Annotated in this window: 18 protein-coding genes; 6 read left to right on the forward strand and 12 right to left on the reverse strand. The window is 73.0% G+C overall.

Annotation, left to right across the window (positions count from 1 at the left end; translation table 11 throughout):
• Positions 1 to 38: 38 nt before the first annotated feature.
• On the reverse strand, positions 39 to 707 hold the full coding sequence (locus ACH4TP_RS08325; protein WP_398436510.1) for a class I SAM-dependent DNA methyltransferase: 669 nt from the start codon (positions 705 to 707) through the stop codon (positions 39 to 41).
• Between the two features lie 140 nt (positions 708 to 847).
• Between ACH4TP_RS08325 and ACH4TP_RS08330 the strand changes: the two genes are divergently transcribed.
• The gene (locus ACH4TP_RS08330) at positions 848 to 2,431 is read left to right on the forward strand and encodes a hypothetical protein (RefSeq protein ID WP_398436512.1); all 1,584 of its coding nucleotides are present in this window, start codon (positions 848 to 850) and stop codon (positions 2,429 to 2,431) included.
• A 396-nt stretch (positions 2,432 to 2,827) separates the two neighbouring features.
• Entirely contained in the window at positions 2,828 to 6,175 is a 3,348-nt protein-coding gene (locus ACH4TP_RS08335; RefSeq protein WP_398436514.1) for a S8 family serine peptidase, read from the forward strand.
• 59 nt (positions 6,176 to 6,234) lie between these two features.
• Here the strand turns inward: ACH4TP_RS08335 and ACH4TP_RS08340 are convergent, their stop codons facing one another.
• The 4 genes from ACH4TP_RS08340 to ACH4TP_RS08355 all read right to left on the reverse strand — a co-directional run bounded on the left by ACH4TP_RS08340 (position 6,235) and on the right by ACH4TP_RS08355 (position 11,796).
• Entirely contained in the window at positions 6,235 to 7,173 is a 939-nt protein-coding gene (locus ACH4TP_RS08340; RefSeq protein ID WP_389224704.1) for a nucleoside hydrolase, read from the reverse strand.
• A gap of 138 nt (positions 7,174 to 7,311) precedes the next feature.
• Positions 7,312 to 8,799 (reverse strand): APC family permease, encoded by a 1,488-nt coding sequence (locus ACH4TP_RS08345; RefSeq protein ID WP_398436516.1) that lies wholly within the window; start codon positions 8,797 to 8,799, stop codon positions 7,312 to 7,314.
• A 112-nt stretch (positions 8,800 to 8,911) separates the two neighbouring features.
• On the reverse strand, positions 8,912 to 10,267 hold the full coding sequence (locus ACH4TP_RS08350) for an aspartate aminotransferase family protein (protein ID WP_398436518.1): 1,356 nt from the start codon (positions 10,265 to 10,267) through the stop codon (positions 8,912 to 8,914).
• A gap of 56 nt (positions 10,268 to 10,323) precedes the next feature.
• Positions 10,324 to 11,796, reverse strand: coding sequence for an aldehyde dehydrogenase family protein (locus ACH4TP_RS08355; protein ID WP_398436519.1), 1,473 nt, complete (start codon positions 11,794 to 11,796; stop codon positions 10,324 to 10,326).
• A gap of 239 nt (positions 11,797 to 12,035) precedes the next feature.
• Between ACH4TP_RS08355 and ACH4TP_RS08360 the strand changes: the two genes are divergently transcribed.
• A complete protein-coding gene (locus ACH4TP_RS08360; RefSeq protein WP_398436521.1) occupies positions 12,036 to 12,653 on the forward strand; it encodes a TetR/AcrR family transcriptional regulator in 618 nt (205 codons plus the stop codon).
• A 2-nt stretch (positions 12,654 to 12,655) separates the two neighbouring features.
• Here ACH4TP_RS08360 and ACH4TP_RS08365 read toward each other — a convergent pair whose 3' ends face one another.
• From ACH4TP_RS08365 to ACH4TP_RS08390, 6 genes are all read right to left on the reverse strand, one after another.
• A complete protein-coding gene (locus ACH4TP_RS08365) occupies positions 12,656 to 13,582 on the reverse strand; it encodes a LysR family transcriptional regulator (protein ID WP_398436522.1) in 927 nt (308 codons plus the stop codon).
• Positions 13,583 to 13,648: 66 nt separating this feature from the next.
• Entirely contained in the window at positions 13,649 to 15,100 is a 1,452-nt protein-coding gene (locus ACH4TP_RS08370) for an aspartate ammonia-lyase (protein ID WP_398436524.1), read from the reverse strand.
• A 14-nt stretch (positions 15,101 to 15,114) separates the two neighbouring features.
• Positions 15,115 to 16,305 carry a M20 family metallopeptidase gene (locus ACH4TP_RS08375; protein WP_398436526.1) on the reverse strand — a complete coding sequence of 397 codons (1,191 nt, stop codon included), beginning with the start codon at positions 16,303 to 16,305 and terminating at the stop codon, positions 15,115 to 15,117.
• Positions 16,302 to 16,976, reverse strand: a complete 675-nt coding sequence (locus tag ACH4TP_RS08380) for a DUF1028 domain-containing protein (RefSeq protein WP_398436527.1) — start codon at positions 16,974 to 16,976, stop codon at positions 16,302 to 16,304. The genes ACH4TP_RS08375 and ACH4TP_RS08380 overlap by 4 nt, the downstream gene beginning before the upstream one ends.
• Positions 16,973 to 17,467 carry a RidA family protein gene (locus ACH4TP_RS08385; protein WP_398436528.1) on the reverse strand — a complete coding sequence of 165 codons (495 nt, stop codon included), beginning with the start codon at positions 17,465 to 17,467 and terminating at the stop codon, positions 16,973 to 16,975. The genes ACH4TP_RS08380 and ACH4TP_RS08385 overlap by 4 nt, the downstream gene beginning before the upstream one ends.
• A gap of 10 nt (positions 17,468 to 17,477) precedes the next feature.
• A complete protein-coding gene (locus ACH4TP_RS08390) occupies positions 17,478 to 18,761 on the reverse strand; it encodes a flavin-containing monooxygenase (protein WP_398436529.1) in 1,284 nt (427 codons plus the stop codon).
• A gap of 458 nt (positions 18,762 to 19,219) precedes the next feature.
• On the opposite strand from ACH4TP_RS08390, the gene ACH4TP_RS08395 reads away from it, so the two are divergent.
• The 3 genes from ACH4TP_RS08395 to xdhC are packed head-to-tail and all read left to right on the forward strand — an operon-like array spanning position 19,220 to position 23,845.
• The gene (locus ACH4TP_RS08395) at positions 19,220 to 20,677 is read left to right on the forward strand and encodes a xanthine dehydrogenase small subunit (protein ID WP_398436531.1); all 1,458 of its coding nucleotides are present in this window, start codon (positions 19,220 to 19,222) and stop codon (positions 20,675 to 20,677) included.
• Positions 20,674 to 23,034: a xanthine dehydrogenase molybdopterin binding subunit gene (gene xdhB / locus ACH4TP_RS08400; protein WP_398436533.1), complete on the forward strand. Its 2,361-nt coding sequence runs from the start codon at positions 20,674 to 20,676 to the stop codon at positions 23,032 to 23,034. Before ACH4TP_RS08395 ends, xdhB begins: the two co-directional genes overlap by 4 nt.
• Before the next feature lies 1 nt (position 23,035).
• The gene (gene xdhC / locus ACH4TP_RS08405) at positions 23,036 to 23,845 is read left to right on the forward strand and encodes a xanthine dehydrogenase accessory protein XdhC (RefSeq protein WP_398436534.1); all 810 of its coding nucleotides are present in this window, start codon (positions 23,036 to 23,038) and stop codon (positions 23,843 to 23,845) included.
• A gap of 21 nt (positions 23,846 to 23,866) precedes the next feature.
• Here xdhC and ACH4TP_RS08410 read toward each other — a convergent pair whose 3' ends face one another.
• The gene (locus tag ACH4TP_RS08410; RefSeq protein ID WP_398436536.1) at positions 23,867 to 25,057 is read right to left on the reverse strand and encodes a S8 family peptidase; all 1,191 of its coding nucleotides are present in this window, start codon (positions 25,055 to 25,057) and stop codon (positions 23,867 to 23,869) included.
• Between the last annotated feature and the right edge of the window lie 67 nt (positions 25,058 to 25,124).

The following is a 25,124-nucleotide window of genomic DNA, read 5'->3' on the forward strand; positions in this document are numbered from 1 at the left end:
GGACGCTACCGCCCGCCACTGACAAGGCCGTCCGGTGCTCAGACGGGCTTCCTGGCCATGACGACCACGCCCGGGCCGGTGTGTTCGTCCGCGGGGAGGCGGAGTTCGGCGACGGGGTGGAGGCCGGCGTCATGGATCAGGGCGACGAGTCGGTCGGGGCGCCACTGGTGGGTGGTCCAGCGGACGGAGGAAACTCCGTAGACCTCGGTGCGGAGGAGGTCCTGGTCGCCGACGTGGGTGGCGGTGATGAGGTGGCCGCCGGGTTTGAGGGCGTGGGCGAAATGGGCGAGGACCTGGGGGAGGATCGGGCGGGGGAGGTTGAAGAGGGACCACCAGCCGAGTACGCCGCCGAGGGAGGCTTCGGGGAGGTCGAGTTCGGTGGCGGAGGCGACGGAGAAGCGGCATTCCGGGTGGAGTCGGCGCGCGTTCTCGATCATGCGGGGGGAGAGGTCGACGCCGGAGACGTCGAGTCCGCGCTCGGCGAGGTAGGCGGTCACCGTGCCGGGGCCGCAGCCGACGTCGAGGACGGGGCCGGAGTCGCCGACGGAGTCGGCGAAGGCGTCGATGGCGGCCTTGAGCCAGGGGTGGCGGCGGATGTCGCCGATGCCCGTGTTCACCACCATGTCGGCGTAGTTGTCGGCCACCCGGTCGTAGGACTCGCGCACCACGTCGAGGTCCGCCGGTCGGTCAATACGGTGAGCATGCATCGGCCCATCGTAGGAGGGCGTGACGGCCCCCCGTGCGGATCCTGTGCCGATCGGCGGCGGGTTCTGTACCGGGCGGGCGTCCCCGCCCGCGCGTGCGATGCGATAGGGCCTCCGACCATGATCGACGGAGGCAATTCCCCATGCTCTCAAGGCGAATACGCCGCGCCTGGCTCACCGCGGCCGCCGCGGCTTCCCTCGCGTTCACGGGCCTCACGGCTCCCGCCCAGGCCGAGGACGTTCCGCAGGACTTCACGGCGCAGGAGCCGCTCGCGGCCGAAGCCACCCCCTCCTCGCTCGCGGCAGCCGCCTGGACGCCCGGCGGCGCGGCCGCTCCCGGTGACTTCACCCTGTCGCCCGGCGCGCTGAACGCCGAGACCACCTCCCGGGTCGCGCGCCTGGACGCGGTGCTCCCCAAGTCGGGTGTGCAGAACCTGCTGGCCGGGGCGAACCGCACCGTGACGCCGTGGTGTTCCCGCGACCCGTTCGGCACCGCCGCGGACCCCGACGTCAAGTACTGCCTGCAGAACGACGACTCCACCTCGCAGGAGTGGATCCCCCAGGGGTTCTCGGGCGTGTCCGACGCCCAGGACGACGAGCTGTGGGGCACGGCCGGGAACGTCCAGCTGTTCGCCTCGTACGACGGCTGGGATCCGGGCCGGGAGACCGACCCGGACCCGGCCACCGGCGACTGCACCGCGGCCGAGCTGGAGGCGAACGACGCCTGCAACCAGAAGGGCGTCCGGATCACCTTCGTCCAGAGCCGGACCAACCCGGCCACCGGCAGCCCCGAGGTCAAGTACCGGCACGTCCTGCTTGGTTGGACCTACGTCAACTCGGCCGGCCACATCTCCTTCGACGGGCTGCACGCCTCCGAGTACCCGATCCAGAAGGGCGTCCACGCCGGCGGGATCGTCTGGTACGGCAACTACCTCTACGTCGCCGACACCCGCAACGGCCTGCGCGTCTTCGACATGCGGTACATCATGGACCTCGACCCGGACGGCGACCCCGGCACGCACGACGCGATGGGCAGCGACACCGACGGGGTGAAGACCACCGCGAACACCGAGGACAAGACGAAGGTCGGACGCCACGACAACGTCTGGTACAGCTTCGGCTACCGCTATGTGATGCCGCAGGTCGCCGCGTGGAAGTTCAAGGCGGCGCAGGGCAATCCCGCGGGTTCCTACGGCTGCGTCCCCACCGGCGCCCCGAAGGCCTCCTACATCTCGCTGGACCGCAGCACCACCCCGGACCGCCTGCTCATGGGTGAGTACTGCCGTCCGCAGAGCGGTTACGAGTCCACCGGCCGGATCGCCTCGTACCCCGTCGCGGACCTGGAGCAGCGCTCCTCCGACGTGACCGCCGAGGGCTGGGCCAACTACCTGCCGCTGACCAACGGCGGCGCGCAGGGCGCGGCCGCGTACGACGGCACGCTGTACGTGAACGAGTCGAAGGGCACCGACGAGCCGGGCAACCTCTGGCGCTTCGGCTGGAGCAACGGCGCCCTGGTCCGGAAGGGCCAGGCCGTCAGGACCGCCCGAGGCGCCGAGGACCTCTACGTCGAGCGCGGCACGGGCCGGCTGTGGTCCCTCTCCGAGCACCGCCCGGGGTCGGCCTCCGACTGCACGGCGGACCGCGACACCGCCGATCCGGTCGGCACGGACTACTGCCAGCGGGTGCTGTACGGGCACAGGTTGAGCTGGCTCGACGGACAGCCGTAGCCCAGGCCGGGAGTCCTCCCCCGCCGTACCCGGACGGAGAGCCGTTCCCTCCGGGTACGGATACGGCCAAGGGGAGGGGCGCGCTCCGAACGCGGGGCCGCCGGTCGCCCGATCCCGTGCGGGGCCTGCGATCCGGCGGGGTCGGCGGGCCCCGCCGTCGCACAAGGATCGCGCCGCCGTCACGCTGTCGTCACACGGCCATCGTCGCCCCATCGCATGCGGGCGTCGCGCGGTGGCTTGAAACCATGCGAATCGACTCCCCACTCCCCCACCCGCGTTGATCACGCCTTTCTCTCCTCACATACTGCGCTGACCGGCGGCGGGCGTCTTCGTACCCCGGCCGGAATCGACCATTCGACCTCATCCCAAGCTCCTGGGGGAGACTTGCGCGCACACGTGCAGAGAGCACGCGCCCTCACCATCGCGGCGGCCACCTCGGTGGCCCTCGTCGCGGGCATGACCGGCCCCGCGACGGCGACGACCACACCGGACACCACCGCCCCACGCCTCGGCGACACCCAGCGGATCCCGCTCGTCACGGGCGACCGCGTGGTCGTGAACGCCAAGGGCCGGATGGTGGGCTTCGAGTCCGCCGCGGGCCGTGAACACATACCCGTACAGGTGCAGCGCACCGGCGACCACACCTTCGTGGTGCCCGCCGACGCGCGGCGCCTGATCGCCACGGGCCGCCTCGACCAGCGGCTCTTCGACCTCGACGTGCTCACCGACCCGCGGCTGCGGAAGAGCCACCGTGCCGGGCTCAAGCTGATCGTGCAGTACGCGGGGGGCGCCGGCGCGGCGCGCGCCGAGGTGCGCTCGGCCGGCGACACCCAGCTGCGCCGTACCTTCCCGACGCTGAACGCCGACGCCATCCGTACGTCCCAGGAGGACGTGGCCCGGGTATGGGAGGCTCTGACCAACCCGCAGACCACCGGCCTGCGCGCCACCGCCTCCGGCATCGACAAGGTGTGGCTGGACGGGGTGCGCGGCGCGAGCCTCGACCGCAGCGTCCGTCAGATCGGCGCCGACAAGGCGTGGGAGTCCGGTTTCGACGGCACGGGCGTGAAGATCGCCGTCCTCGACACCGGCGTCGACAAGACCCACGACGATCTGAGGACCCAGGTCGTCGCCGAGAAGAACTTCTCCTCCGCCGCCGACGCCGTGGACCGCGTCGGACACGGCACGCACGTCGCGTCGATCGCCGTCGGTACCGGCGCCATGTCCGGCGGCCGGTTCAAGGGCGTCGCCCCCGGCGCCAAGGTGATCAGCGGGAAGGTCCTCGACGACGAGGGCTACGGGGACGACTCCGCCGTCATCGCGGGCATGGAGTGGGCCGCTGCAGAGGGCGCGGACATCGTCAACCTCAGCCTCGGCAGCCCGGACAGCCCCGGCGTCGACCCACTGGAGGCGACGGTCGACCGGCTGTCCGCCGAGAAGGGCATCCTGTTCGCCGTCGCGGCGGGCAACGAGGGCGAGTCCGGCCCGTCGTCCGTGGGTTCCCCGGGCAGCGCGGACTCCGCGCTGACCGTCGGCGCCGTGGACAAGGACGACAAGCTGGCCCCCTTCTCCAGCACCGGCCCGCGCGTCGGCGACGGCGCCGTCAAGCCGGACGTGACCGCGCCCGGCGTCGCCATCACGGCGGCCGCCGCTCCCGGCAGCGCCATCGACACCCGCCCGGGCACGCCGCACCCCGCTCCGGGGTACCTCCAGATAGACGGCACTTCCATGGCCACCCCGCACGTCGCGGGCGCCGCCGCCATCCTGAAGCAGCGGCACCCCGACTGGAAGTCCGCCGAGCTCAAGGGCGCGCTGACCGGCTCCACCAAGGGCGGCGCCTACACCGCCTTCCAGCAGGGCACGGGCCGTATCCAGGTCGACCGGGCGCTGAACGTGAACGTCGTCGCCGAGCCGGTGTCGCTGAACTACGGCACGGCGCTCTGGCCGCACCAGGACGACAAGCCCGTGACCAAGAAGATCGCGTACCGCAACCTCGGGAACACGAACGTCACCCTGGACCTGTCGGTGTCCACCCTGGACCCGTCGGGCACGCCGGCCCCGGCCGGTTTCTTCAAGCTCGGCGCCTCGAAGGTGACCGTGCCCGCCGGCGGCACCGCCGAGGTCGACCTCGTCGCCGACACCAGCGTCGGCGAGGCCGACGGCACCTACTCGGGCTACGTCACCGCCACCGGCGGGGGCCAGTCGATCCGTACGGCCGCGGTGGCGGTGCGGGAGGCCGAGTCGTACGACCTCACCGTCCGGACCATCGGCCGTGACGGCGCTGACGCCCAGAACTTCGCCACCACGCTGCTCGGCGTCGGCGGTCCGGCGGCGAACTTCCAGGCCCGTGTAGACAACGAGCCCGGCGCCCACACGATCCGGGTGCCCAAGGGCTCGTACACGCTGAACACGGCCGTCTATCAGGACCCGTCGAACTACGCGGCGGGCACCGACTGGATCGCCCAGCCGAAGCTGGAGATCACCGGCGACACCACGGTCGTCTCCGACGCGCGCACCACCAAGCCGGTGGACCTGACCGTGCCCGGCATCGACAAGGCCGACTACGCGGGCACGTACTACGAGGTCGCGACCGGCATCGGCCGCGTCGGCAACGGCTGGGTCCTGCGGGGCTTCACCGGCTTCCGCACCGCCCACATGGGTCCGGCCGTCACCGACGGCTCCCTCCTGCAGACCTGGGACGCGCACTTCCTGAAGGACGCCACCAGCCAGTACTCGGTGGCCTTCGGCGGAAAGACGAGCACGGTCGCGACGGGCTACACCAAGCACGTGAAGGCGACCGAGCTGGCCACCCTCAAGGTCGGCCTCGGCGCCTCCGCGCCCGGCAAGACGGCACTCGCCTCCCCGTACGCCCATCTGCCGGGCGCGCCGGAGGGCAACGGCTTCTCCGCGCCGCAGCCGGCGCCGGGCACGCGCACCTTCTACGTCTCCACCGGTGACGGCGCCACGTGGCTCACCCGGTACAACCAGCTGGGCGACAAGGACCAGTGGGGCTACCCGGCCTTCGAGGGGTCCTGGGAGATGGTCAGGCCGAAGCGGTACGAGGCCGGCCGGACGTACCACGAGACCTTCAACACCGGTGTCACGGGCCCGCTCCTGAGTGAGGGCATGGGCGTCTTCCGCAAGGTCGACCCGGTGACGGGCGTGCAGCAGATCGTCGGCGCCGTGCCGCTGGCCTCCGACGGCAAGGGTCACGCCGGAAGCGTCCCGTACTCCTCCTCCACCTCGACGCTGTACCGCGACGGGGTGAAGGTCGCCGAGAGCACCGACCCGCTGAGCGGATACGAGCCGTTCGCGGTCGACGCCGCCGACGCCGAGTACCGGCTGACGACCTCCGTGGAGCGCCCGGCGACGGCCACCGCGGTCTCCACCCGGATCGAGGCCGGCTTCACGTTCCGTTCGTCGCAGGTCCCGGCCACCACGGCGCTGCCGGTGTCCACGGTCCGCTTCGCGGCCCCCGTCGACCTCGCCTCGCGCGTCCCGCAGGGCCTGCAGGTCCTCGTCCCGGTGACCGTGCAGGGCGCGGCGGCCGGGGGGAACCTCAAGTCGCTCTCGGTGTCGGTGAGTTACGACGGCGGGAAGACCTGGCAGGCCACGAAGGTCGTCGAGGGCCTGGTCTCCGTGAAGAGCCCGGCGAAGGACAGCGGCGTCTCGCTCTCCGCCGAGGTCACGGACAAGCAGGGCAACGTGTCGACGCTGACCGTCCACAACGCGTGGCTCGGCAAGTGATCGATTGATCCTGACGCGGCGTCACCACCCCGGGTGGTGGCGCCGCTTCGTCGTGAGGGCTAGCCGAGGACGCGTACGGCCTCCACGATCAGGTCCCAGAACCCGTCCGTGTCGACCTCCATGCCCACCTCGGTGTCGGCGGGCCGGCCCGTCACCCCGTGCAGGTCCACCACGGTCGCGCCGCGGGTGTGCGTGCCGTTCAGCTCCACCGTCACCGCCGCCCGTACCAGGCTGACCAGGGACGGGTCGATCAGGTGGGCGACGGTGAGCGGGTCGTGCAGCGGGGGCGCGTCGAAGCCGTACACCTCGCGGTAGGTGGACGCGAAGTAGGTGAGGAGGTCGACGCAGAGCCCGCTGAGCGGGGTGCCGAGCGCGGCGATCCGGGCGATGACGTCGGCGGTGGCCCGTACCTGGTGGGTCGCGTTGAGGCCGAACATCGTCACCGGCAGGCCGCTGCGGAAGACGATGTCCGCCGCTTCCGGATCGCAGAGGATGTTGAACTCGGCCGCGGGTGTGGTGTTTCCGCGGTCCGTCGAGCCGCCCATGAGGACGATCCGCTCGATCCGGTCGGTGAGCTCGGGGTGGGCGAGCAGGAGGACCGCGATGTTGGTGAGCGGGCCGGTCGGCACGAGCGTGACGGGCGCCGGGTGCGCGAGCAGGGTGTCCCTGACGAGGGTGAGGGCGTCGCGCGGGTCCTGCGGCACGTCCGGCTCGCCCCGGGCGAAGCCGGGCCCGTCGAGGCCGGATGCGCCGTGGATGTTCTCGGCGATCCGGGGCGGTCCGTGCAGCGGGCGGTCGCGGCCCGCCGCGATCGGCACGCCCTTGATCCCGGCGACCGAGCAGACCCGGCGGGCGTTGAGGGTGGTCTTCTCCAGCGTCTGGTTGCCCGCGACGGTGGTGATGGCGAGCAGGTCGATCGCGGGGTGCGCGGCGGCGAGGAGGATGTTGAAGGCGTCGTCGTGACCGGGATCGCAGTCGAGAATCACGGGGACCGGCATGTCCTCACCGTGCCACATCCGGCCCGGCACGCGAAGGACGCGGGACAGGACGTGACCGGTTCACGCCCTGTCCCGCGCCCCGGGACCCGCCCGTCCGGCCGGGTGCCCGGCCGGACGGTGAGCACCGGATCGGCCGGTTCAGGCGTCCGGGCGGTCGGGGGTCTCCGCGCGCGCGATCCTCAGGCCGACGGCCCCGACCAGGAGCAGGACGGCGACCGTGCCGAGGGTGAACGCCTCGAAGGCCGCCCGGGACATGCCCCAGGTGTCGTCGAAGGCGTACTCGATGCCGAGGAGCGCTTCGAGGGTGCCGGGGAAGAGGGCGCACCAGGAGCCGACGAGGATCCAGGCGTAGACCAGCGCCGCGCAGGTCATGAAGCCGCGGTGGCCGAAGGGGACGCGGTAGGGCCGTACGACCTCGGGGCGGCGCAGGCGGAGCAGGACGAGGGCGGGGACGATGACCAGGTAGGAGAGCAGCAGGGTGGTGACCGCCACGGTGAGGACCACGGCGAACACGGCGCCCGCGTCGCCGCCCGCGACCCGCATGGCGACGAGCATGAAGACGGTGGCCACCGCTCCGGAGAGCAGGTTGGTGCGCACGGGCGTGCCGAGCCGGGGGTGGAAGGCGCCGAGCTTGCGGGTGAAGGAGCCTCCGTCGGCGGCGGCCATCGCCTGCATCCGGTCGCTGACGATCATCCACGCGCTGCCCTGGGTGAGGAGGGCGAGGACGAACATGACGGCGGTGAGCGTCAGGAGCGGGCCGGCCGCGCCTCCGTAGATGCCGAAGACGAGGCGGGCGCCCTCCATGAAGCCGCCGATGCCGGTGACCTGGTGGGCGGGGACGACGGCGAGGAGCGCGAGGACCGGCAGCAGGTAGCAGCAGGCGGCGACGGTCGCGGAGCGTCCGAGCGCGGCGGGCACGTCGCGCTGCGGATCGTGCATCTCCTCGCCGGCCGCGTTGGGGGCCTCGAAGCCGACGTAGGCGAACAGCAGGATCGGCACGAGGGCGAGGAAGCCGGCCGTGGTCGGGGTGAAGCGGGCGCCGGTGAGGCCGTGGAAGCCGTGCTCGATCCCGTAGAGCAGCGCGGTCAGCGTGAACACCGCGAGCGTGAGGACCTTCACGGCGGCGCCGAGCGTGGTGATCCATTTGCCGCGGCGCAGGGAGACGACGGCGGTGAGGATGGCGGTCCAGACGAACAGCAGCTTGAACGCGTAGTCGGCGAGGGTGCCCGAGCCGAGGGGGAAGACGAAGCCGTCCCAGGTCTCGGCGGCGAGGAAGACCAGGGAGCCGCCCAGCCAGATCGGGTTGGTCACCCAGTACAGCAGGGTGGTGAGCGCGGCCGCCGAGCGGCCGAGGGCGAGCTTGACCCAGACGTACGGGCCGCCCTCCTGCGGGAACGCGGCGCCGGTCTCGGCGAACAGCAGGGCGTACGGGACGAGGAAGAACAGCGCGAGGGCCGCCGTCCAGGTGGCGGCCTCGCCGCCGCCGGTGGCGATCTGTCCGACGGTGTCGAAGGAGATGACCGCGGCGATGGCCAGGGCGGTGATGTCCAGGCGCTTCAGGCTGCGCTTCAGGACGGCCGTGGTGTGGGGGGCGCGCGGTTCGGTGGCGGGGAGAGGGGAGGACACGGGCAGTTCCTAGCGGGGAGAGGGGTACTGCAGGCAGGCGCGCGCGAGCGCGGTGACGGCGTGGCGTCCGTGTCGGGGAGGCCCGGCGGGGCACCGGGCCTCCCGTGGGTGGTCAGGCGGAGCGGATCGCGCCGTCGGGTCCGGTGCGCTCCAGGACGCCGCGCAGCGCGGTGGCCACTTCCTTGGCCTCGGTCTCGGTCATGACGAGCGGCGGGGACAGGACCAGGCTGTGGGCGGAGTCGCGCACGATCACGCCGGCCTCGCGGCGGATGACGTCGTGGGGCATGTGGGCGGGGTCGAGGGGCAGGGGCGTGCGGGTGGCGCGGTCCTGGACGAGTTCGACGGCCAGCATCATGCCGACGGAGCGGATCTCGCCGACGATCGGCAGGTCGCCGAGCTGCGCCTTCAGTTCGCCGTGGAGGAAGGAGCCCAGGCTCGTGGCGCGGGCGAGGAGGCCCTCCCGCTCGATGATGTCGAGGTTGGCGAGGGCGACGGCGGTGGCGACGGGGTGGCCGTTGTAGGTGTAGCCCATGGGGAAGCCGTGGTCGCGCAGGAGCACCTCGGCGAGGTCGTCGCTCACCAGGAGGGCGCCGAGCGGGACGTATCCGGAGGTGATGCCCTTGGCGGTGACGATGATGTCCGGGGTGACGTCGAAGTACCGGGCGGCGAACCACTCGCCGACCCGGCCGTAGGCGGTGACGACCTCGTCGAAGATCAGCAGGATGCCGTGCCGGTCGAGGACCTCCCGCACCCGGGGCCAGTAGTCGGCCGGCGGGACGAGCATCCCGCCGACGCCCATGATGGGCTCGCCGATCATCGCGGCGATGTTCTCCGGCCCGATCTCGGCGATGCGCTCCTCCAGTTCGCGGATGAGGAAGTCGGTCGGGTCCTGGCCGCCGTAGAGCTCGCTGCGGTACGGCCACGGGGGCGTGAGGTGGGAGACGTGCGGCATCATCGGGGCGAAGCCCTCGTGGTAGACGGGGAAGCCGGTGGCCGAGCCGCCGCCGTAGCCGATGCCGTGGTAGGCCTTGCTGCGGGCCAGGATCCACGTCCGGCTGCCCTCGCCCCGGCGGTGGTGGTAGTAGCGGGCCATCTTGATGGCCGCCTCGTTGCCCTCGGAGCCGCCGGAGGTGAAGTAGACGTGGTTGAGGGGCTCGGGGGCGATCTCGGCCAGGCGGGCGGCGAGCTTGACGGCGGGCTCGTTGGAGAACTCCCAGAAGCTGGTGAAGTACTCCAGCTTCCTCATCTGCTCGTGGGCGACGTCGGCGATCTCCTCGCGGCCGTGGCCGATCTGGGCGAGCCAGAGGCCGCCGGTGGCGTCGAGGTAGTCGCGGCCCTCCGTGTCGGTGAGGCGGCAGCCGGAGCCGGAGGTCATGATCACGCGCTCGGTGGCGCTGCCCGGCAGGTAGGGGTGGATGAGGTGCGCCCGGTCGAGGCGGATGAGGTCTGCGGTGTTGTCGCCGGTCATGGTGGTGAGTCCCTTGCTGGGGTGAGGGTGTCGGGTCGGGTGCCGCGTCGGAACGATCAGCCGTACGCGATCCAGGTCGTCTTCAGGCCGGTGTACTTGTCGAAGGAGTGCAGGGAGAGGTCACGGCCGTGGCCGGACTGCTTGAACCCGCCGAAGGGGGTGTACGGGCTGAGCGCGTCGACCGTGTTGACGGAGACGGTCCCGGCGCGCAGGGCGTCGGCCACGCGGTGGGCGCGGCCGAGGTCCCGGGTCCACACGGAGGCGGCGAGGCCGTAGGCGGAGTCGTCGGCGAGGCGGATCGCCTCGGCCTCGTCCCGGAAGGGGAGCACGGTCAGCACGGGGCCGAACAGCTCCTCCCGGACGAGCGGGGAGTCGGGGCCGAGGCCGGTGACGACGGTGGGGTCGAGGTAGGCGCCGTCCCGGTCGGGCCGTGTGCCGCCGCAGACGACGGTGCCGCCCGAGGAGCGCACGGCGTCGAGGACGCGTACCGCCTGGGCCTCGTCGACGAGCGGTCCGAGCCGGGTCGCGGGGTCGAGCGGGTCGCCGGGCAGCCAGGTGCGGGCGTGCTCGGCGACGCGGGCCGTGAACTCCTCGGCGACGGAGGCCTCGACGAGCAGCCGGGTGTTGGCGGAGCACACCTGTCCGGCGTTGTACGCGAAGCCCCAGGCGGCGCGCTCCGCGGCCGCGTCCAGGTCGGCGTCGGCGAAGACCAGGTTCGGGCTCTTGCCGCCGGCCTCGGGCCAGACCTGCTTCATGTTGGACTCGGCGGCGTAGGCGAGGAAGCGCTTGGCGACGGCGGTGGACCCGGTGAAGACCAGGGTGTCCACGTCCGGGTGGAGGCCGAGCGCCCGCCCGGTCGTCTCCCCCGGGCCGGGGACGACGTTCAGGACACCGTCGGGCAGTCCGGCCTCCGCGGCGAGCTCCGCGAGGAGCAGGGCGGAGAGCGGGGACTGCTCGGCGGGCTTGAGGACGACGCTGTTGCCCGCCGCCAGGGCGGGCGCCAGCTTCCAGGCCGCGAGGTCGAGGGGGAAGTTCCAGGGAACCACCGCGCCCACGACGCCGAGCGGGGCGCGGCGCACGAGGGCGAGGTTGCCCGGCGGGGCCGGGGCGACCTCGTCGTACAGCTTGTCGACGGCCTCGGCGTACCAGGCGAAGACCCCGGCCGCGCCGGGGACGTCGGTGCCGTGGGACTCCGCGATGGGCTTGCCCATGTCGAGGGTGTCGCAGAGGGCGAGCTCCTCGCCGTGCTCCTCGATGAGGCGGGCGAGGGCGAGCAGGACCCGCTTGCGCTCCGCGGGGGCGGTGCGCGACCAGCGGCCGCCCTCGAAGGCGGTGCGGGCGGCGGCCACGGCCCGGTCGACGTCCGCGGCGGAGCCGGCCGCCACCTCGGCGGTGGTCTTGCCGGTCGCGGGGTTCACGGTCGGGATCCGGAGGTCCTCGGCGGGGTCGGTCCACGCTCCGTCGATGAACAGGCGGGTGCGGGGCGTGAAGTCTGCGGCGCGCTGCCGCCAGTGGGCGTAGGTCTGCATGTCTGGCCTTCGATCGCGTCGTGGGACGTGGGCGAGCCGGTGCCCGTTCGGGTGAGGTGAGGGGCGAGGTGAGGTGCGGCCCGGGCGGTGCGCGGGGGCGGCGGGGAGGGGAGGAGCTCGGCGGGAACGTCCGCGCCGACTTCTTTGAGTCGGGATTCAAACAATTGCCGAACCGTCCGTCAATGCTCTGGACGAGAACTTCTTGCACAACCTGATGCGGGCATCAGAGAATGACTGTCATGAGGAAAGCAGGCAGACCACGCGACCAGACGGCACGCAGGGAGGCCCTCGTCTCCGCCGCGGGGCGGGCCATCGCGGAGCGCGGCCTCGAAGCCCTGCGCATCAAGGACATCGCGGAGGCCGCGGGCGTCTCCCAGGGCTCGGTGCTGTACTACTACCCCGAGCTCGACGACCTCGTCCTGGAGGTGCACCGGGGCGCCGTGGAGGGATATCTCGCCACCCGGCAGCAGGCCTACGACAAGGCGCCCGCCGACGATCCCGCCGCACGGCTGCGGGCCCTGCTGAACAGCGGCCTGCCGGGCATGACCGACGACCCGGTGCACGGGCTCCTGTACGAGCTGCACCGGCGCGCCGGCCGCAGTCCGGGCCACGCCGAGCTGATGGCCTCCCTGTTCGCCCGGGAGGTCGCGCTCTACACCACCGCCCTCGCGGTCGGCGCCGCGACCGGCGGGTTCACGCTCGCCGCGGCCGCGCCGGACCTGGCGCACGGCCTGGTGGCCCTGGAGGACGGCTACGGACTGCACATCGTCAGCCGCAACGCCGCACTGCGCCCCGACAGGGCCCGGGAACTGCTCCTGGCCCACGCGCGGGCGGTGACGGGCCGCGCCGACCTCTGAGTTCAGTCCCCGGCCGGCCGGGCGGCGATCTCCCGCAGCAGGTCCATCACCGCGCGGGCGCGGGCGCTCTGCGCCACGCCCCCCACCGTGGCGAGCTTGACCTCCAGCGGCGGGCCGCCGTCCGTCAGCCGGAGCTCCGCGATCTCACCACCACCGTAGGTCTGGCTGGTCGCCGGCCGCTGGTTGAGCACGGAGTAACCGAGTCCGCGCGCCACCAGGGAGCGCACGGTCTCGTAGCTCTGGGTGCGGTAGCGGACGTCGGGCGCGGTGCCGGTGGCGGCCACCAGGGAGCGGAAGTAGTCGCGGCTGTGGGGCAGGTCGAGGAGGACGAGCGGTTCCCCGGACAGTTCGGCCAGCTCGACGCCGTCCCGGCCGGCCAGCGGATGACCGGCCGCGACGATGACGTACGCCGGGGCGCGGGCGACCGTCTCGGCGGCCAGGTCCGGTTCGGCCGACAGGCCGAGGTCGTAGGTGAGCGCGAAGTCGACGCGCCCCTCCGCCAGGACCCGCACGAGCTGGTCCGACTCCGCCTCCACGACGTCGAGCTCGATGCCCGGATGGCGTCGGGTGCACTCGCTGAACAGCGCCGGCAGGTAGTACGGGGCCAGGGTCACGAAGCAGCCGACGGCCACCGGCCCGGACAGGGGCCCGCCCTCCCCCCGCGCCTCCCGCTCGACCTCGCGGGCGCGGGCGAGGAGCTCCCGCGCCTGCTGCCGGAGGCGCTCCCCGGCGGGCGTGAGGGTCAGTCCCCGGCCCCGCCTGCGGATGAACAGCTGGACCCGCAGGTCCTGCTCCAGGTTGTGGACGGCCGTGGACACGGCGGACTGCGCGATGTGCAGCTCCGCGGCCGCCTCCGTCATCGAGCCGCGTTCGGCGGCGACGAGGAAGTAGCGGAGCTGAACGAGTGTGAAACCCACTGGTGACGTCATGCGTGGCCCTCGCGCCTGGTGATCCTGTCCGCTCCGAACCCTATGCGGCGCCGGTCGGCTCCGACCCTATGCGGCACCGGCCGGCGACAGGCCCGTCAGGGCCGCGGGGCTCGTCAGCCCGTCGAGCTCCGCCTCGGTCAGCAGTTCCCGCTCGCGTACGAGGTCGAGCGCGGGCCTGCCGGTGTGGTGGGCCTCCAGGGCGAGCGCGCAGGCGGTCTCGTAGCCGAGGGCGGGGGCGAGCGCGGTGACGAGGCCCGTGGACGCGGCGACGGTCCCGGCGAGCCGCTCCCGGTTGGCGGTGATGCCCCGCACGCAGTGTTCGGCGAGGACGGTGACGCCCGCGGTGAGGTGGTCGAGCCCGGCGCCCAGGCTCCGGTGGATGACCGGCTCGAAGGCGTTGAGCTGGAGCTGTCCGCCCTCGGCCGCCAGGGTGACGGTCACGTCGTTGCCGATGACCTCGAAGGCGATCTGGTTGACCGCCTCCGGGATCACCGGGTTGACCTTGCCGGGCATGATGGACGAACCGGCCTGCCGCGCGGGCAGGTTGATCTCGCCGAGTCCGGCCTGCGGGCCCGAGGACAGCAGGCGCAGGTCGTTGCAGATCTTGGACAGCTTCACGGCGACGCGCTTGAGCACCCCGGACAGGTGGACGAAGACGCCGACGTCCTGGGTGGCCTCGACCAGGTCCGGCGCGGACCGGAGCGCCGGGATGCCGGTCAGCCGGCGCAGGTGCTCCACCGCGCGTTCCCGGTAGCCCGGGCGGGCGTTGAGCCCGGTGCCGATCGCGGTGCCGCCGAGGCCGAGCTCGTACAGCAGCGGTCTGACCTCGGCGAGCCGCTGCTCGTCCTCGGCGAGGGTGGCGGCGTACGCCCCGAACTCCTGGCCCAGCGTCATGGGCACGGCGTCCTGGAGCTGGGTGCGACCCATCTTCAGGACGTCGGCGAACTCGGCGGCCTTGTCCTCGAAGGCGCCCCGCAGCCCGGCCAGGGCGGTGAGCAGCTCGGCGACGTGCGCGTCCAGGGCCAGTCTCAGGGCGGTCGGATAGACGTCGTTGGTGCTCTGGCCGAGGTTGACGTGGTCGAGGGGGTGCAGGACCGCGTACTCGCCTCGGGAGCGGCCGAGCAGTTCCAGGGCGCGGTTGGCGATCACCTCGTTGGCGTTCATGTTCGTCGACGTGCCCGCGCCGCCCTGGATGAGGTCGACCACGAACTGGTCGTGGAGCGCTCCGTCCCGGATCTCGGCGCAGGCGTCCGCGATCGCCGAGGCGAGCGCGGGGTCCAGGGCGCCGACCTCGGCGTTGGCGCGGGCCGCGGCGCACTTGACCGCCGCGAGGGCGCGGACCAGGTGCGGGCGGGCGGCGAGGGTCTCCCCGGTGAGGGGGAAGTTGTCGACCGCCCGGACGGTGTGCGCGCCGTAGTAGGCGTCCGCCGGCACGTCGACGTCGCCGAGCATGTCGTGTTCCGTCCGGTACGCGCGGTCCGGCGGGGTGCTGCGCCGGGGGTCCGGGGTGGGGGTCATCGGAGTCCTTCGGGTCATCGGAGTCCTTCGGATCGTCGTGGGCCTTCGGATCGCCGGGGTCCTTCGCTCGGTCGGGGGCTGAGGGCCCGGTCCACGCCGGTCCAGGCCAGGGCCGTCGCCCCGTCGAGCAGGGCGCGCTCCGCCGGCCCGCCCACGCAGTGCGCGGCGAACTCGCGCTGGTGGTTGGTGGCGGGCAGGGAGCCGATGCCGATGTACGGGTGGATGGCGGGCACCACCTGCGAGACGTTGCCCATGTCGGTGGAGGCGCGGTTCATCCGGGCGGCCTGGCCGGGCGGCGCGAACTCCCGTCCCAGGGCGAGGGCGTTCGTACGGTAGTGGCCGAGGGCGGTCCCGTCGGCGCGGAACTCCGCGTACGGCTTGCTCTCGGGCTCGATCCGGAGCTCGCAGCCGGTCGCGAGGGCCCCGGCCTCGAAGGCCCGCCTCACGCGCGGTTCCAGCGCGGCGAGTTCGGCGAGGGTCTCGGCCCGTACGTACCACCGTCCGGTCGCGCGCTCCGGGATGGCGTTCGGGGCGTCCCCGGCGTGGGTCACGACGCCGTGCACCCGCGCCGAGGAGGGGAGTTGCTGGCGGAGCAGTCCGATCGCGACCTGGGCCACGGTGAAGGCGTCGGCGGCGTTGATCCCGGCCTCCGGATAGGCCGCGGCGTGCGCGGACCTCCCGGTGTAGGAGACGTGGGAGTGGCTGACCGCGAACGGGCGGGCCTCGGCGACGTCGACCGGCGCGGGATGCGCCATCATCGCGAGGTCGACCCCGGCGAAGGCGCCCCGGTCGAGCAGCTCGATCTTGCCGCCGCCGCCCTCCTCGGCCGGGGTGCCGTAGACCTCGACGGTGAGCCCGGCGTCGTCGGCGACGGCCGCGAGGCCGAGCGCGGCCCCGACGGAACTCGCCGCGATGAGGTTGTGCCCGCACGCGTGGCCGAGGCCGGGCAGCGCGTCGTACTCGGCGCACAGGGCGATCCGTACGGGCCCGGTGCCGAACCGGGCGTGGAACGCGGTCTCCAGGCCCAGGTAGGAGGGGGTGACGTCGAATCCGGCCCGGTCGAGGAGTTCCGGCACGGCGGCCGCGGCCCGGTGCTCCTCCCAGGCGGTCTCCGGGTCGGCGTGCAGCCGTTCGGAGAGGCGGATCAGCTCCTCGGCGCGGCGGTCGACCGCCCGCCGGGCGGCCTCCTTCACGTCCCCCGTCACTGGTCCCCCGGGACGCCGTACGGGGGCGCGGAGGCGGGGTCGAGGCCGCGCCGCACGTAGTCGTCGCGCTGCGGCAGCCAGACGTCGAGGAGGTCGCCGAGCCGGTCCACGGGGTCCTCGGCCCAGTCCACCCGCAGGTCGGTCACGCGCCAGCCGACGTCCGCGACGACCGCCAGGCCCGCGGAGTGCACCGGCCCCTCCTCGCCGCCGGCGGCGACGGCGGCCCTCAGGGCGGTGAGGAGGCGCTCTTCGAGTTCCCCGCCGGCGGCGGCGTAGGCGTCGAGGAGGACGCCGGGGATGTGGGTGCCGGACAGCATGTTGCCCGCGGCGACCGCGCCGTCGGCGGTGGCCGAGGCGTACGTGCCGAGCGTCCGCGCCCCGCTGTGCGCGAACCCGGCGCCGGAGCGGCCGAGGACGGTCAGCTGGCGGTACGCGATCGTCCCGGCGTTCCGGGCGGCGCCGGTGACGTCGGCCAGGGCGCGTTCCGCGTCGGCGTGCTCCGCGAGGCCCGCCAGGAGGCTCGTGCCGAGCGTGGGGTCGGTGATGTTCTGCGAGGCCGCCGCGCCGACCCCGGGCCGCAGATGGGCGACCCGGGCGAAGACGGCCGGGCTCGACGAGCTCGCCACGACGCCGAACCGCGCACCGTCGCGGACGAGGAGGGAGAAGGTCACGCCCGTCCCTCCTCGGGGATCACGGCGATCGCGTCGATCTCGCACAGCCACTCCGGGCGGGCGAGGGCGGAGACCACCAGACCGGTGGAGATGGGGTGGACGCCCTTGGTCCAGCGGCCCACGGTGCGGTAGACGGCCTCGCGGTAGCGCGGGTCGATCAGGTAGACCGTCAGCTTGACCAGGTGCTCCATGCGGCTGCCCGCCTCTTCGAGCAGCATCTTGATGTTGGCCATGGCGCGCTCGGCCTGGGCCTCGGCGTCGCCGACGCCGACGGACTCGCTGGTGTCGAGGTCCTGGCCGATCTGGCCCCGGACGTACACCGTGTTCCCGGCGACGACGGCCTGGCAGAGGTCGTTGTCGAGGTTCTGCTCGGGATAGGTCTCGCGGGTGTTGAACGGGCGGATCCGGGTGTGCCCGCCGGCGACGGCCGGGGCGTTCGGGGCCGTGTTCGAGGTCGTATCCGGGGGCGTGTTCGGGGTCGTGGAGGTCATGGTCCGCTCCTCAGTGCTTCCGGTCGGTGGGGTCGTACGCGAGATAGCCGCGCTGCCGCGCGATGTGGTCGGCGACGTACCGGGCGTCGTGCCAGACGCCCCAGATGAAGCTCGACCCGCGGCGGGACAGCCAGGGCAGGCCCAGGAAGTACACGCCGGGCTCGGCGGACACGCCCCGCTGCTGGTCCGGCCGGCCGTTCTCGTCGAACGCGTCGACGTCGAGCCAGCCGTAGTCGCTCGCGAAGCCCGTCGCCCAGACGATGGAGGTGACGCCGGCCTCGGCGAGGTCGAGCTCCAGGCGGGGGCTGGTCACGCAGTCCGGGTCCGGCCCGAGGACGTGGGCCTCCGGCTCCTCGGGGAGGTCGAGCCCGTTGCGCTCGGCGTACGCGTCGGCGGCCCGCAGGAACTCCAGGTACTTGGCGTCGCCGAAGGCGATGTTCTCGGCGAGGTCCGGTGCGAAACGCAGGACGCCGTCGTCGTGGGACGCGGTCAGACCGACGAGTTCGATGCCGGAGGCCGCCAGGTCCCGGAAGTCCACCGTGTGACCGCCGCGCGCACCGCTGACCGCGATGGTGACGTGTTCGGCGCCCCGGGGAGGCGTCTGCGCGTCCCAGATCCCGAGCACACCGAGCCACCAGCAGAAGTCGCGTCCCCGGTACGCGCGGGGCGGACGGTCGTGCGGACCGACCGAGAGGAGGACCCGGCGCCCGGACCGGCGCAGTTCGTCGGCGATCTGGACCCCCGAGGAACCGGCCCCGACGACGAGGACCGCGCCCTCGGGCAGCTGCCCCGGGTTGCGGTACGCGCTGGAGTGGATCTGCGTGGGGACGGCGCCGTCCGGCACGACGGGCGGGATCACGGGCCGCTGGAAGGCCCCGGTGGCGGCCACGACGAACCGCGCGTCGATCGTGCCCCGTGAGGTCTCGACGCGGAAGCCGGGCCGGCCGGTGTGCTTCCGCACCGAGGTCACCTCGACGCCGGTGCGGATCGGGGCGCCGATCTTCTCGGCGTACGCGGCGAAGTAGTCGGCGACCTGCTCCTTCGACGCGAAGGCGTCGGGGTGGACGTCGGGGGCGACGTCGGCGAACTCCAGGCCGGGGAAGCGGTCGTGCCACGCGGGCCCGTTCGCGACCAGGGAGTCCCACCGCTCGGAGCGCCAGCGCTCGGCGATCCGGTGCCGCTCCAGGACGGTGTGCGGGATGCCGTGGGCGCCCAGGTGCTCGCTCATCGCGACGCCCGCCTGGCCCGCCCCGACGACGACCACTTCGGTCTCTTCATGCTCTTCATGCGGCATGTGTGCCTCCGCTCTCGTGGACTGTGCTACCGCACGGCCCATCCTTGGAGCGGCCCGCGCAACCGTCCAACAGATGTTTCAGTTGGGAGCCATCTGATTTCGAGATGTACACAGCTCGGACGGCTCTTGACCCCGGTGATCGCCCGGCATTAATTTGCAGCCTCGACCCATGACGACCGAGAGGAGGCGACCGGCGGATGAACACCAGCTCCGACCTGAGTCGCCTCGCCCACAGCACGGTCTGGGTTCCGGGTCGCATCGCCCACGGCTGCTGACGACGCCGTTCCGCCGTGCCCGTCCACGGGCACGCCCCTGTTCCCCCTCACCGTTTCCGGCGCGCCGCCGACGTGCGCCGTTCCGCGCCCGCTTCTCCGCCGTGGCGCGTCCGAACACAGAAAGCTGCCGACATTGGCGAACATGAGGAATCGACCCATCGCGCACCGAATCGAGGGCCCGTCATGGTAGCGGCGCGTATCACCGTCAACGGGGAAGAAGCACCGATCGCACCGGCCGCACCCCACACCACGGTGCTGGAGTTCCTGCGCGAGCGCGGTCTCACCGGCACCAAGGAGGGCTGCGCCGAGGGCGAGTGCGGCGCCTGTTCGGTCCTGGTCGCCCGGCCCGGGGTGAACAAGCCCACCGACTGGGTGGCGGTCAACGCCTGCCTGGTGCCGGTCGCGGCGCTCGACGGCCAGGAGATCGTCACCTCCGAGGGCCTCGCCACCCCCGGCGCGCCCGGCACCGCGCCCGCCCTGCACCCCGTGCAGGAGGAGATGGCGGTCCGCGGCGGATCCCAGTGCGGTTACTGCACACCGGGGTTCGTCTGCAGCATGGCCGCCGAGTACTACCGGCCGGACCGCTGCGCCCACCCGGCCGCGGAGGGCGACGCCGAGCACGGACCGAACGGCTTCGACCTGCACGCGCTGAGCGGGAACCTGTGCCGCTGTACGGGCTACCGCCCCATCCGCGACGCCGCGTTCGCCGTCGGCGCGCCCACCGACGAGGACCCCCTCGCGCGGCGTCGCGAGCAGGCCCCGCCCGCACCGGTCGCCACCGCATACGCCCAGGACGACCATGTGTTCCTCCGGAAGGACACCCTGGCCGAGACGCTGCGGCTGCTGCGCGAGCGGCCCGACGCGGTGGTGGTCGCCGGCTCCACCGACTGGGGCGTCGAGGTGAACATCCGCTCCCGGCGGGCCGGTTGCGTGGTCGCCGTCGACCGGCTCCCCGAACTGCGCGAGCTGCGCGTCGAGTCCGATGCCATCGAGATCGGCGCGGCACTGACCCTCACCGAGATCGAGCGCCGCCTCGACGGCGAAGTCCCGCTCCTCGCCGAGCTGTTCCCGCAGTTTGCCTCCCGGCTGATCCGCAACGGAGCGACCCTCGGCGGCAATCTGGGCACCGGCTCCCCCATCGGCGACAGCCCGCCGGCGCTGCTCGCCCTCGACGCGTCGGTGGTGCTCGCCGACGCCGACGGCGAGCGCGAGGTCCCCCTCGCGGAGTACTTCACCGGCTACCGGCAGAGCGTGCGCCGCCCCGGCGAGCTGATCCGCGCGGTGCGCGTCCCGCTGCCGCTGTCGCTGCTCGTGGCCTTCCACAAGATCGCCAAGCGGCGCTTCGACGACATCTCCAGCGTCGCGGTCGCCTTCGCGCTCGACGTCGAGGACGGGATCGTCCGCAAGGCCCGCATCGGCCTGGGCGGCGTCGCCGCCACCCCGATCCGCGCGCTCGCCACCGAGGCGGCCCTGGAGGGCAGGCCGTGGACGGCGGAGACCGTGGAGGCCGTGGCGCCGGTGCTGCGGGACGAGGGCACGCCGATGGACGACCACCGGGCGAGCGCCGCGTACCGCTCCGCGATGCTCGGCCAGAGCCTGTTGAAGCTGTACGCGCGAACCACCGAGGCGGTGTCGTCATGAGCCAGTTGTCCGAGCGTCCCGAGAAGTCCGTCGTCGGGCTCTCCCTGCCGCACGAGAGCGCCGCCCAGCACGTCACCGGCACCGCGCTCTACACCGACGACCTGGTCCACCGCACCAAGGACGTCCTGCACGCCTACCCCGTCCAGGTCATGAAGGCGCACGGCAGGATCACCGCGCTGCGCACCGGGCCCGCGCTCGACGTGCCCGGTGTGGTGCGGGTGCTGACCGGGGCCGACGTGCCCGGCGTCAACGACGCCGGGATGAAGCACGACGAGCCGCTCTTCCCCGACACCGTCATGTTCCACGGGCACGCGGTCGCCTGGGTGCTCGGCGAGACCCTGGAGGCGGCCCGGCTCGGCGCCGCCGCCGTCGAGGTCGACCTCGACGAGAAGCCCTCCCTCGTCACGCTCCAGGAGGCGATCGCCGCCGGCAGCTTCCACGGCGCCCGGCCCGTGATGGAGACGGGCGACGTCGACGCCGGCTTCGCCGACTCCGCGCACGTGTTCACCGGCGAGCTCCGGTTCTCCGACCAGGAGCACTTCTACCTGGAGACGCACGCGGCCCTCGCGCACATCGACGAGGCCGGGCAGGTCTTCGTCCAGAGCAGCACCCAGCATCCGTCCGAGACCCAGGAGATCGTCGCCCACGTCCTCGGTCTGCACAGTCACGAGGTGACCGTGCAGTGCCTGCGGATGGGCGGCGGCTTCGGCGGCAAGGAGATGCAGCCGCACGGCTTCGCGGCCGTCGCCGCGCTCGGCGCCAGGCTGACCGGCCGCCCGGTCCGGGTCCGGCTCAACCGGACCCAGGACCTCACCATGTCCGGCAAGCGGCACGGCTTCCACGCCTCGTGGCGGATCGGCTTCGACGCCGAGGGCCGCATCCAGGCCCTCGACGCCACCCTGACGGCGGACGGCGGCTGGAGCCTGGACCTGTCCGAGCCGGTGGTGGCCCGCGCGCTGTGCCACATCGACAACACGTACTGGCTGCCCAACGCCCGCATCACCGGCCGCATCGCCCGGACCAACAAGGTCTCCAACACCGCGTTCCGCGGCTTCGGCGGACCGCAGGGCATGCTGGTGATCGAGGACATCATGGGCCGGTGCGCGCCGCTGCTCGGCCTGGACCCGGCGGAGCTGCGGGAGCGCAACTTCTACCGGAAGGGCCAGTCCACGCCGTACGGACAGCCGGTCGTCCAGCCGGAGCGGATCTCCGCCGTCTGGGAGCAGGTCAAGGAGAACGCGGACTTCACCGGCCGCCGGCGCGAGATCGCCGCGTTCAACGCCGCGCACCCGCACACCAAGCGGGCCCTCGCGCTGACCGGCCTCAAGTTCGGCATCTCCTTCAACCTCACCGCCTTCAACCAGGGCGGCGCGCTGGTGCTGGTCTACAAGGACGGCTCCGTCCTGATCAACCACGGCGGCACCGAGATGGGCCAGGGCCTGCACACCAAGATGCTCCAGGTGGCCGCGACCACCCTGGGCATCCCGCTGCACAAGGTGCGCCTGGCCCCGACCCGTACCGACAAGGTGCCCAACACCTCCGCCACCGCCGCCAGCGCGGGGACCGACCTCAACGGCGCGGCGGTGAAGAACGCCTGCGAGCAGCTGCGCGGGCGGCTGCTCCAGGTGGCGGCGACCCGGCTCGGGGTGAACGCCTCGGACGTACGCATCGTCGAGGGCGTCGCGCGCGGGCTCGGCAGCGACGGGGAGCTGGCCTGGGACGACCTCGTCCGCACCGCGTACCTCCAGCGGGTGCAGCTGTCGGCGGCCGGTTTCTACCGGACCGAGGGGCTGCACTGGGACGCGAAGACCTTCCACGGCTCGCCGTTCAAGTACTTCGCGCACGGTGCCGCCGCGGCCGAGGTGGAGGTGGACGGCTTCACCGGCGCGTACCGGATCCGGCGGGTGGACATCGTGCACGACGTCGGCGACAGCCTCTCCCCGATGATCGACATCGGTCAGGTCGAGGGCGGGTTCGTGCAGGGCGCGGGCTGGCTGACCCTGGAGGACCTGCGCTGGGACGCCGGTGACGGGCCGCACCGGGGCCGGCTCCTCACGCAGGCGGCGAGCACGTACAAGCTGCCGAGCTTCTCGGAGATGCCCGAGGAGTTCCACGTCACGCTCCTTCAGAACGCCGGCGAGGAGGGCGCGGTCTACGGTTCCAAGGCGGTGGGCGAGCCTCCGCTGATGCTGGCCTTCTCCGTACGGGAGGCGCTGCGGGAGGCCGCGGCCGCGTTCGGGCCGGGCGGTGTCAGCGTGGAGCTGGCCTCGCCGGCGACGCCGGAGGCGGTGTACTGGGCGGTCGAGGCGGCCCGCGACAGGGCCGGCGCGGGCGCGGAAGTCCTGAGCGGTGCCTGACATGACGTGGTTCGCCGCGGTCGCGCGGCTGCGGGCACGCCGGGAGTCCGGCGTGCTCGTGACCGTCGCGGCCGTGCGCGGCCACGCCCCGCGCGACGCCGGCGCGAAGCTCGTGGTCGGACGGGACGAGACCTGGGGCTCGATCGGCGGCGGGAACGTGGAGGCCGTCGCGATCGACCGGGCCCGGGAGATGATCGCCGCGTCCGGGGCTGAGCCGGAGCTGATCGACTTCGCCCTGAACGACAAGGTGACCAACCGGCACGGCGTGCAGTGCTGCGGCGGCACGGTGTCGGTGCTGCTCGAACCGCTGCCGGTGGCACGGGCGGTGGCGATCTTCGGCGTCGGGCACGTCGGGCTCGAACTGGCGCGGATCCTGGCCCGTCAGGACCTCGACCTCCATCTGGTCGACAGCCGTGCCGACACCCTCGCCGAGGAGCGGCTCGGCGTGCTCGCGGACGCGGTGGCGCAGGTGCGCGTGCACCACACGCCGCTGCTGCCCGAGGAGGTCCTGGAGGAGCTGCCGCCCGGCACCCACGTCCTGATCATGACCCATGACCACGCCGAGGACGCCGCCCTGTGCGACGCCGCCCTGCGGACGCCGCACCTCGGCTCCATCGGGCTGATCGGGTCGGCGGCCAAGTGGGCGAGGTTCCGCAAGCGCCTCGCCACCGAGGGCGGTCACGACGAGGCCGTCATCGACCGGATCAAGACCCCGATCGGTCTCGCCGACATCTCCGGCAAGGAACCGGCGACGATCGCCGTGAGCGTCGCCGCCGATCTGCTGCGCGCCTTCGAGACCGAGGGGGCCTGACCGGGGCCGGGACGTGCCGCGCTACAGGCCGCCGGTGAACAGCAGCTTGTTGGGGGTGCCGCCGCTGGTGCTGGTCAGGAGGCCCTTCGTCGTGTTGCCGTCGAGCCACTCGGCGACCTCGGCCGGGCCCGCCGTGGGGTGCGCCGCCTTGGAGAGGGCGGCGACGCCGGTGACGTGCGGGGCGGCCATGGAGGTGCCGTCCTGGGCGACGGAGCCGCCGCCGGTCTTCGCCGAGACGATGTCCTTGCCGGGGGCGAAGACCTCCACGCACGGGCCGTAGTCGGAGAAGGACGCCTCCTCGTCCCAGATGGTGGAGGCCGCGACGGTGAACGCGCCCGTCGCCGACGCGGGCGAGACGCCGCAGGCGTCCTTCGCCGAGTTCCCCGCCGCGATGACGGGCAGCACTCCGGCGTCGTAGAGCGCGGTGGCGGCGTCGTTCAGGGTCACGGACCTGTCCCCGCCCAGGGAGCCGTTCAGGACCGCCGGCTGCCTGGCGTTCCTGGCGACCCAGTCGAGCCCGGCGGTCATGCCCGAGTACGCGCCGCGTCCGTCGCAGCCCAGCACGCGGACGCTCACCAGGCTCGCCTTGCGGGCCACCCCGTACGTCGCGCCGGCGACCGTGCCCGCGACGTGCGTGCCGTGGCCGTTGCAGTCCTGGCCGTAGCGTCCGTCGCCCATCGCGTCGAAGCCGAAGCCGGCGCGGCCGCCGAACTCCTCGTGCTGGTAGTCGATGCCGGTGTCGAGGATGTACGCGGTCACCCCGGCGCCGTTGCCGCGGGTGGTGAAGTCGCCGTCGAGCGGCAGGTTCCACTGGTCGGTCCGGTCGAGGCCCCAGGGGGCGGCCGGGCCCCGGGACGCCGACGGCGTGGCCGGCCGGGGCGGTGCGAGCGTCACCGCGTCCTCCTCGACCGAGGTCACTCCGGGGGTCCTCCGGACGAGCTCCGGCTGGAGGTCGGTCAGCGGGGCCGCGAACCCGTTGATGGCCTTCTCGTAGACGAACGTGGGCCTGAGGCCGAGCCGCTCGGCGGTCCCGGCGGTGTCGACCGTCCTGTCGAGGGTCACGATGTACGTGCCGGGCAGCGCGTGGGCGGCGGTGACGAGCGGAGCCGGGGTCGGCTCCGGTCCGGCGGCGGTCCCGGACGCCGTCGGGGCGGTGACGGCGAGGGCGGTCAGGGCGGCGCTCGCGAGAGCGAGTCCGGTACGTGTGTGCATGCCGGTGAGGGCGCCATGCAGAAACGATCAAGCCCTACGACGTCTCCGAGCGGTTCCGGTCGATTCC

The sequence above is a fragment of the Streptomyces sp. NPDC021012 genome (genome assembly GCF_044333355.1).
Taxonomy (GTDB): domain Bacteria; phylum Actinomycetota; class Actinomycetes; order Streptomycetales; family Streptomycetaceae; genus Streptomyces.

Bases quoted from the DNA above. Each gene is read 5' to 3' on its own strand.
- ACH4TP_RS08365 (WP_398436522.1), bottom strand. From the start codon at position 13,582: ATGACGTCACCAGTGGGTTTCACACTCGTTCAGCTCCGCTACTTCCTC.
- ACH4TP_RS08370 (WP_398436524.1), bottom strand. From the start codon at position 15,100: ATGACCCCCACCCCGGACCCCCGGCGCAGCACCCCGCCGGACCGCGCG.
- xdhC (WP_398436534.1), top strand. From the start codon at position 23,036: ATGACGTGGTTCGCCGCGGTCGCGCGGCTGCGGGCACGCCGGGAGTCC.
- ACH4TP_RS08395 (WP_398436531.1), top strand. From the start codon at position 19,220: ATGGTAGCGGCGCGTATCACCGTCAACGGGGAAGAAGCACCGATCGCA.
- ACH4TP_RS08325 (WP_398436510.1), bottom strand. From the start codon at position 707: ATGCATGCTCACCGTATTGACCGACCGGCGGACCTCGACGTGGTGCGC.
- ACH4TP_RS08390 (WP_398436529.1), bottom strand. From the start codon at position 18,761: ATGCCGCATGAAGAGCATGAAGAGACCGAAGTGGTCGTCGTCGGGGCG.
- ACH4TP_RS08330 (WP_398436512.1), top strand. From the start codon at position 848: ATGCTCTCAAGGCGAATACGCCGCGCCTGGCTCACCGCGGCCGCCGCG.
- ACH4TP_RS08410 (WP_398436536.1), bottom strand. From the start codon at position 25,057: ATGCACACACGTACCGGACTCGCTCTCGCGAGCGCCGCCCTGACCGCC.
- ACH4TP_RS08360 (WP_398436521.1), top strand. From the start codon at position 12,036: ATGAGGAAAGCAGGCAGACCACGCGACCAGACGGCACGCAGGGAGGCC.
- ACH4TP_RS08385 (WP_398436528.1), bottom strand. From the start codon at position 17,467: ATGACCTCCACGACCCCGAACACGCCCCCGGATACGACCTCGAACACG.
- ACH4TP_RS08355 (WP_398436519.1), bottom strand. From the start codon at position 11,796: ATGCAGACCTACGCCCACTGGCGGCAGCGCGCCGCAGACTTCACGCCC.
- xdhB (WP_398436533.1), top strand. From the start codon at position 20,674: ATGAGCCAGTTGTCCGAGCGTCCCGAGAAGTCCGTCGTCGGGCTCTCC.
- ACH4TP_RS08350 (WP_398436518.1), bottom strand. From the start codon at position 10,267: ATGACCGGCGACAACACCGCAGACCTCATCCGCCTCGACCGGGCGCAC.
- ACH4TP_RS08340 (WP_389224704.1), bottom strand. From the start codon at position 7,173: ATGCCGGTCCCCGTGATTCTCGACTGCGATCCCGGTCACGACGACGCC.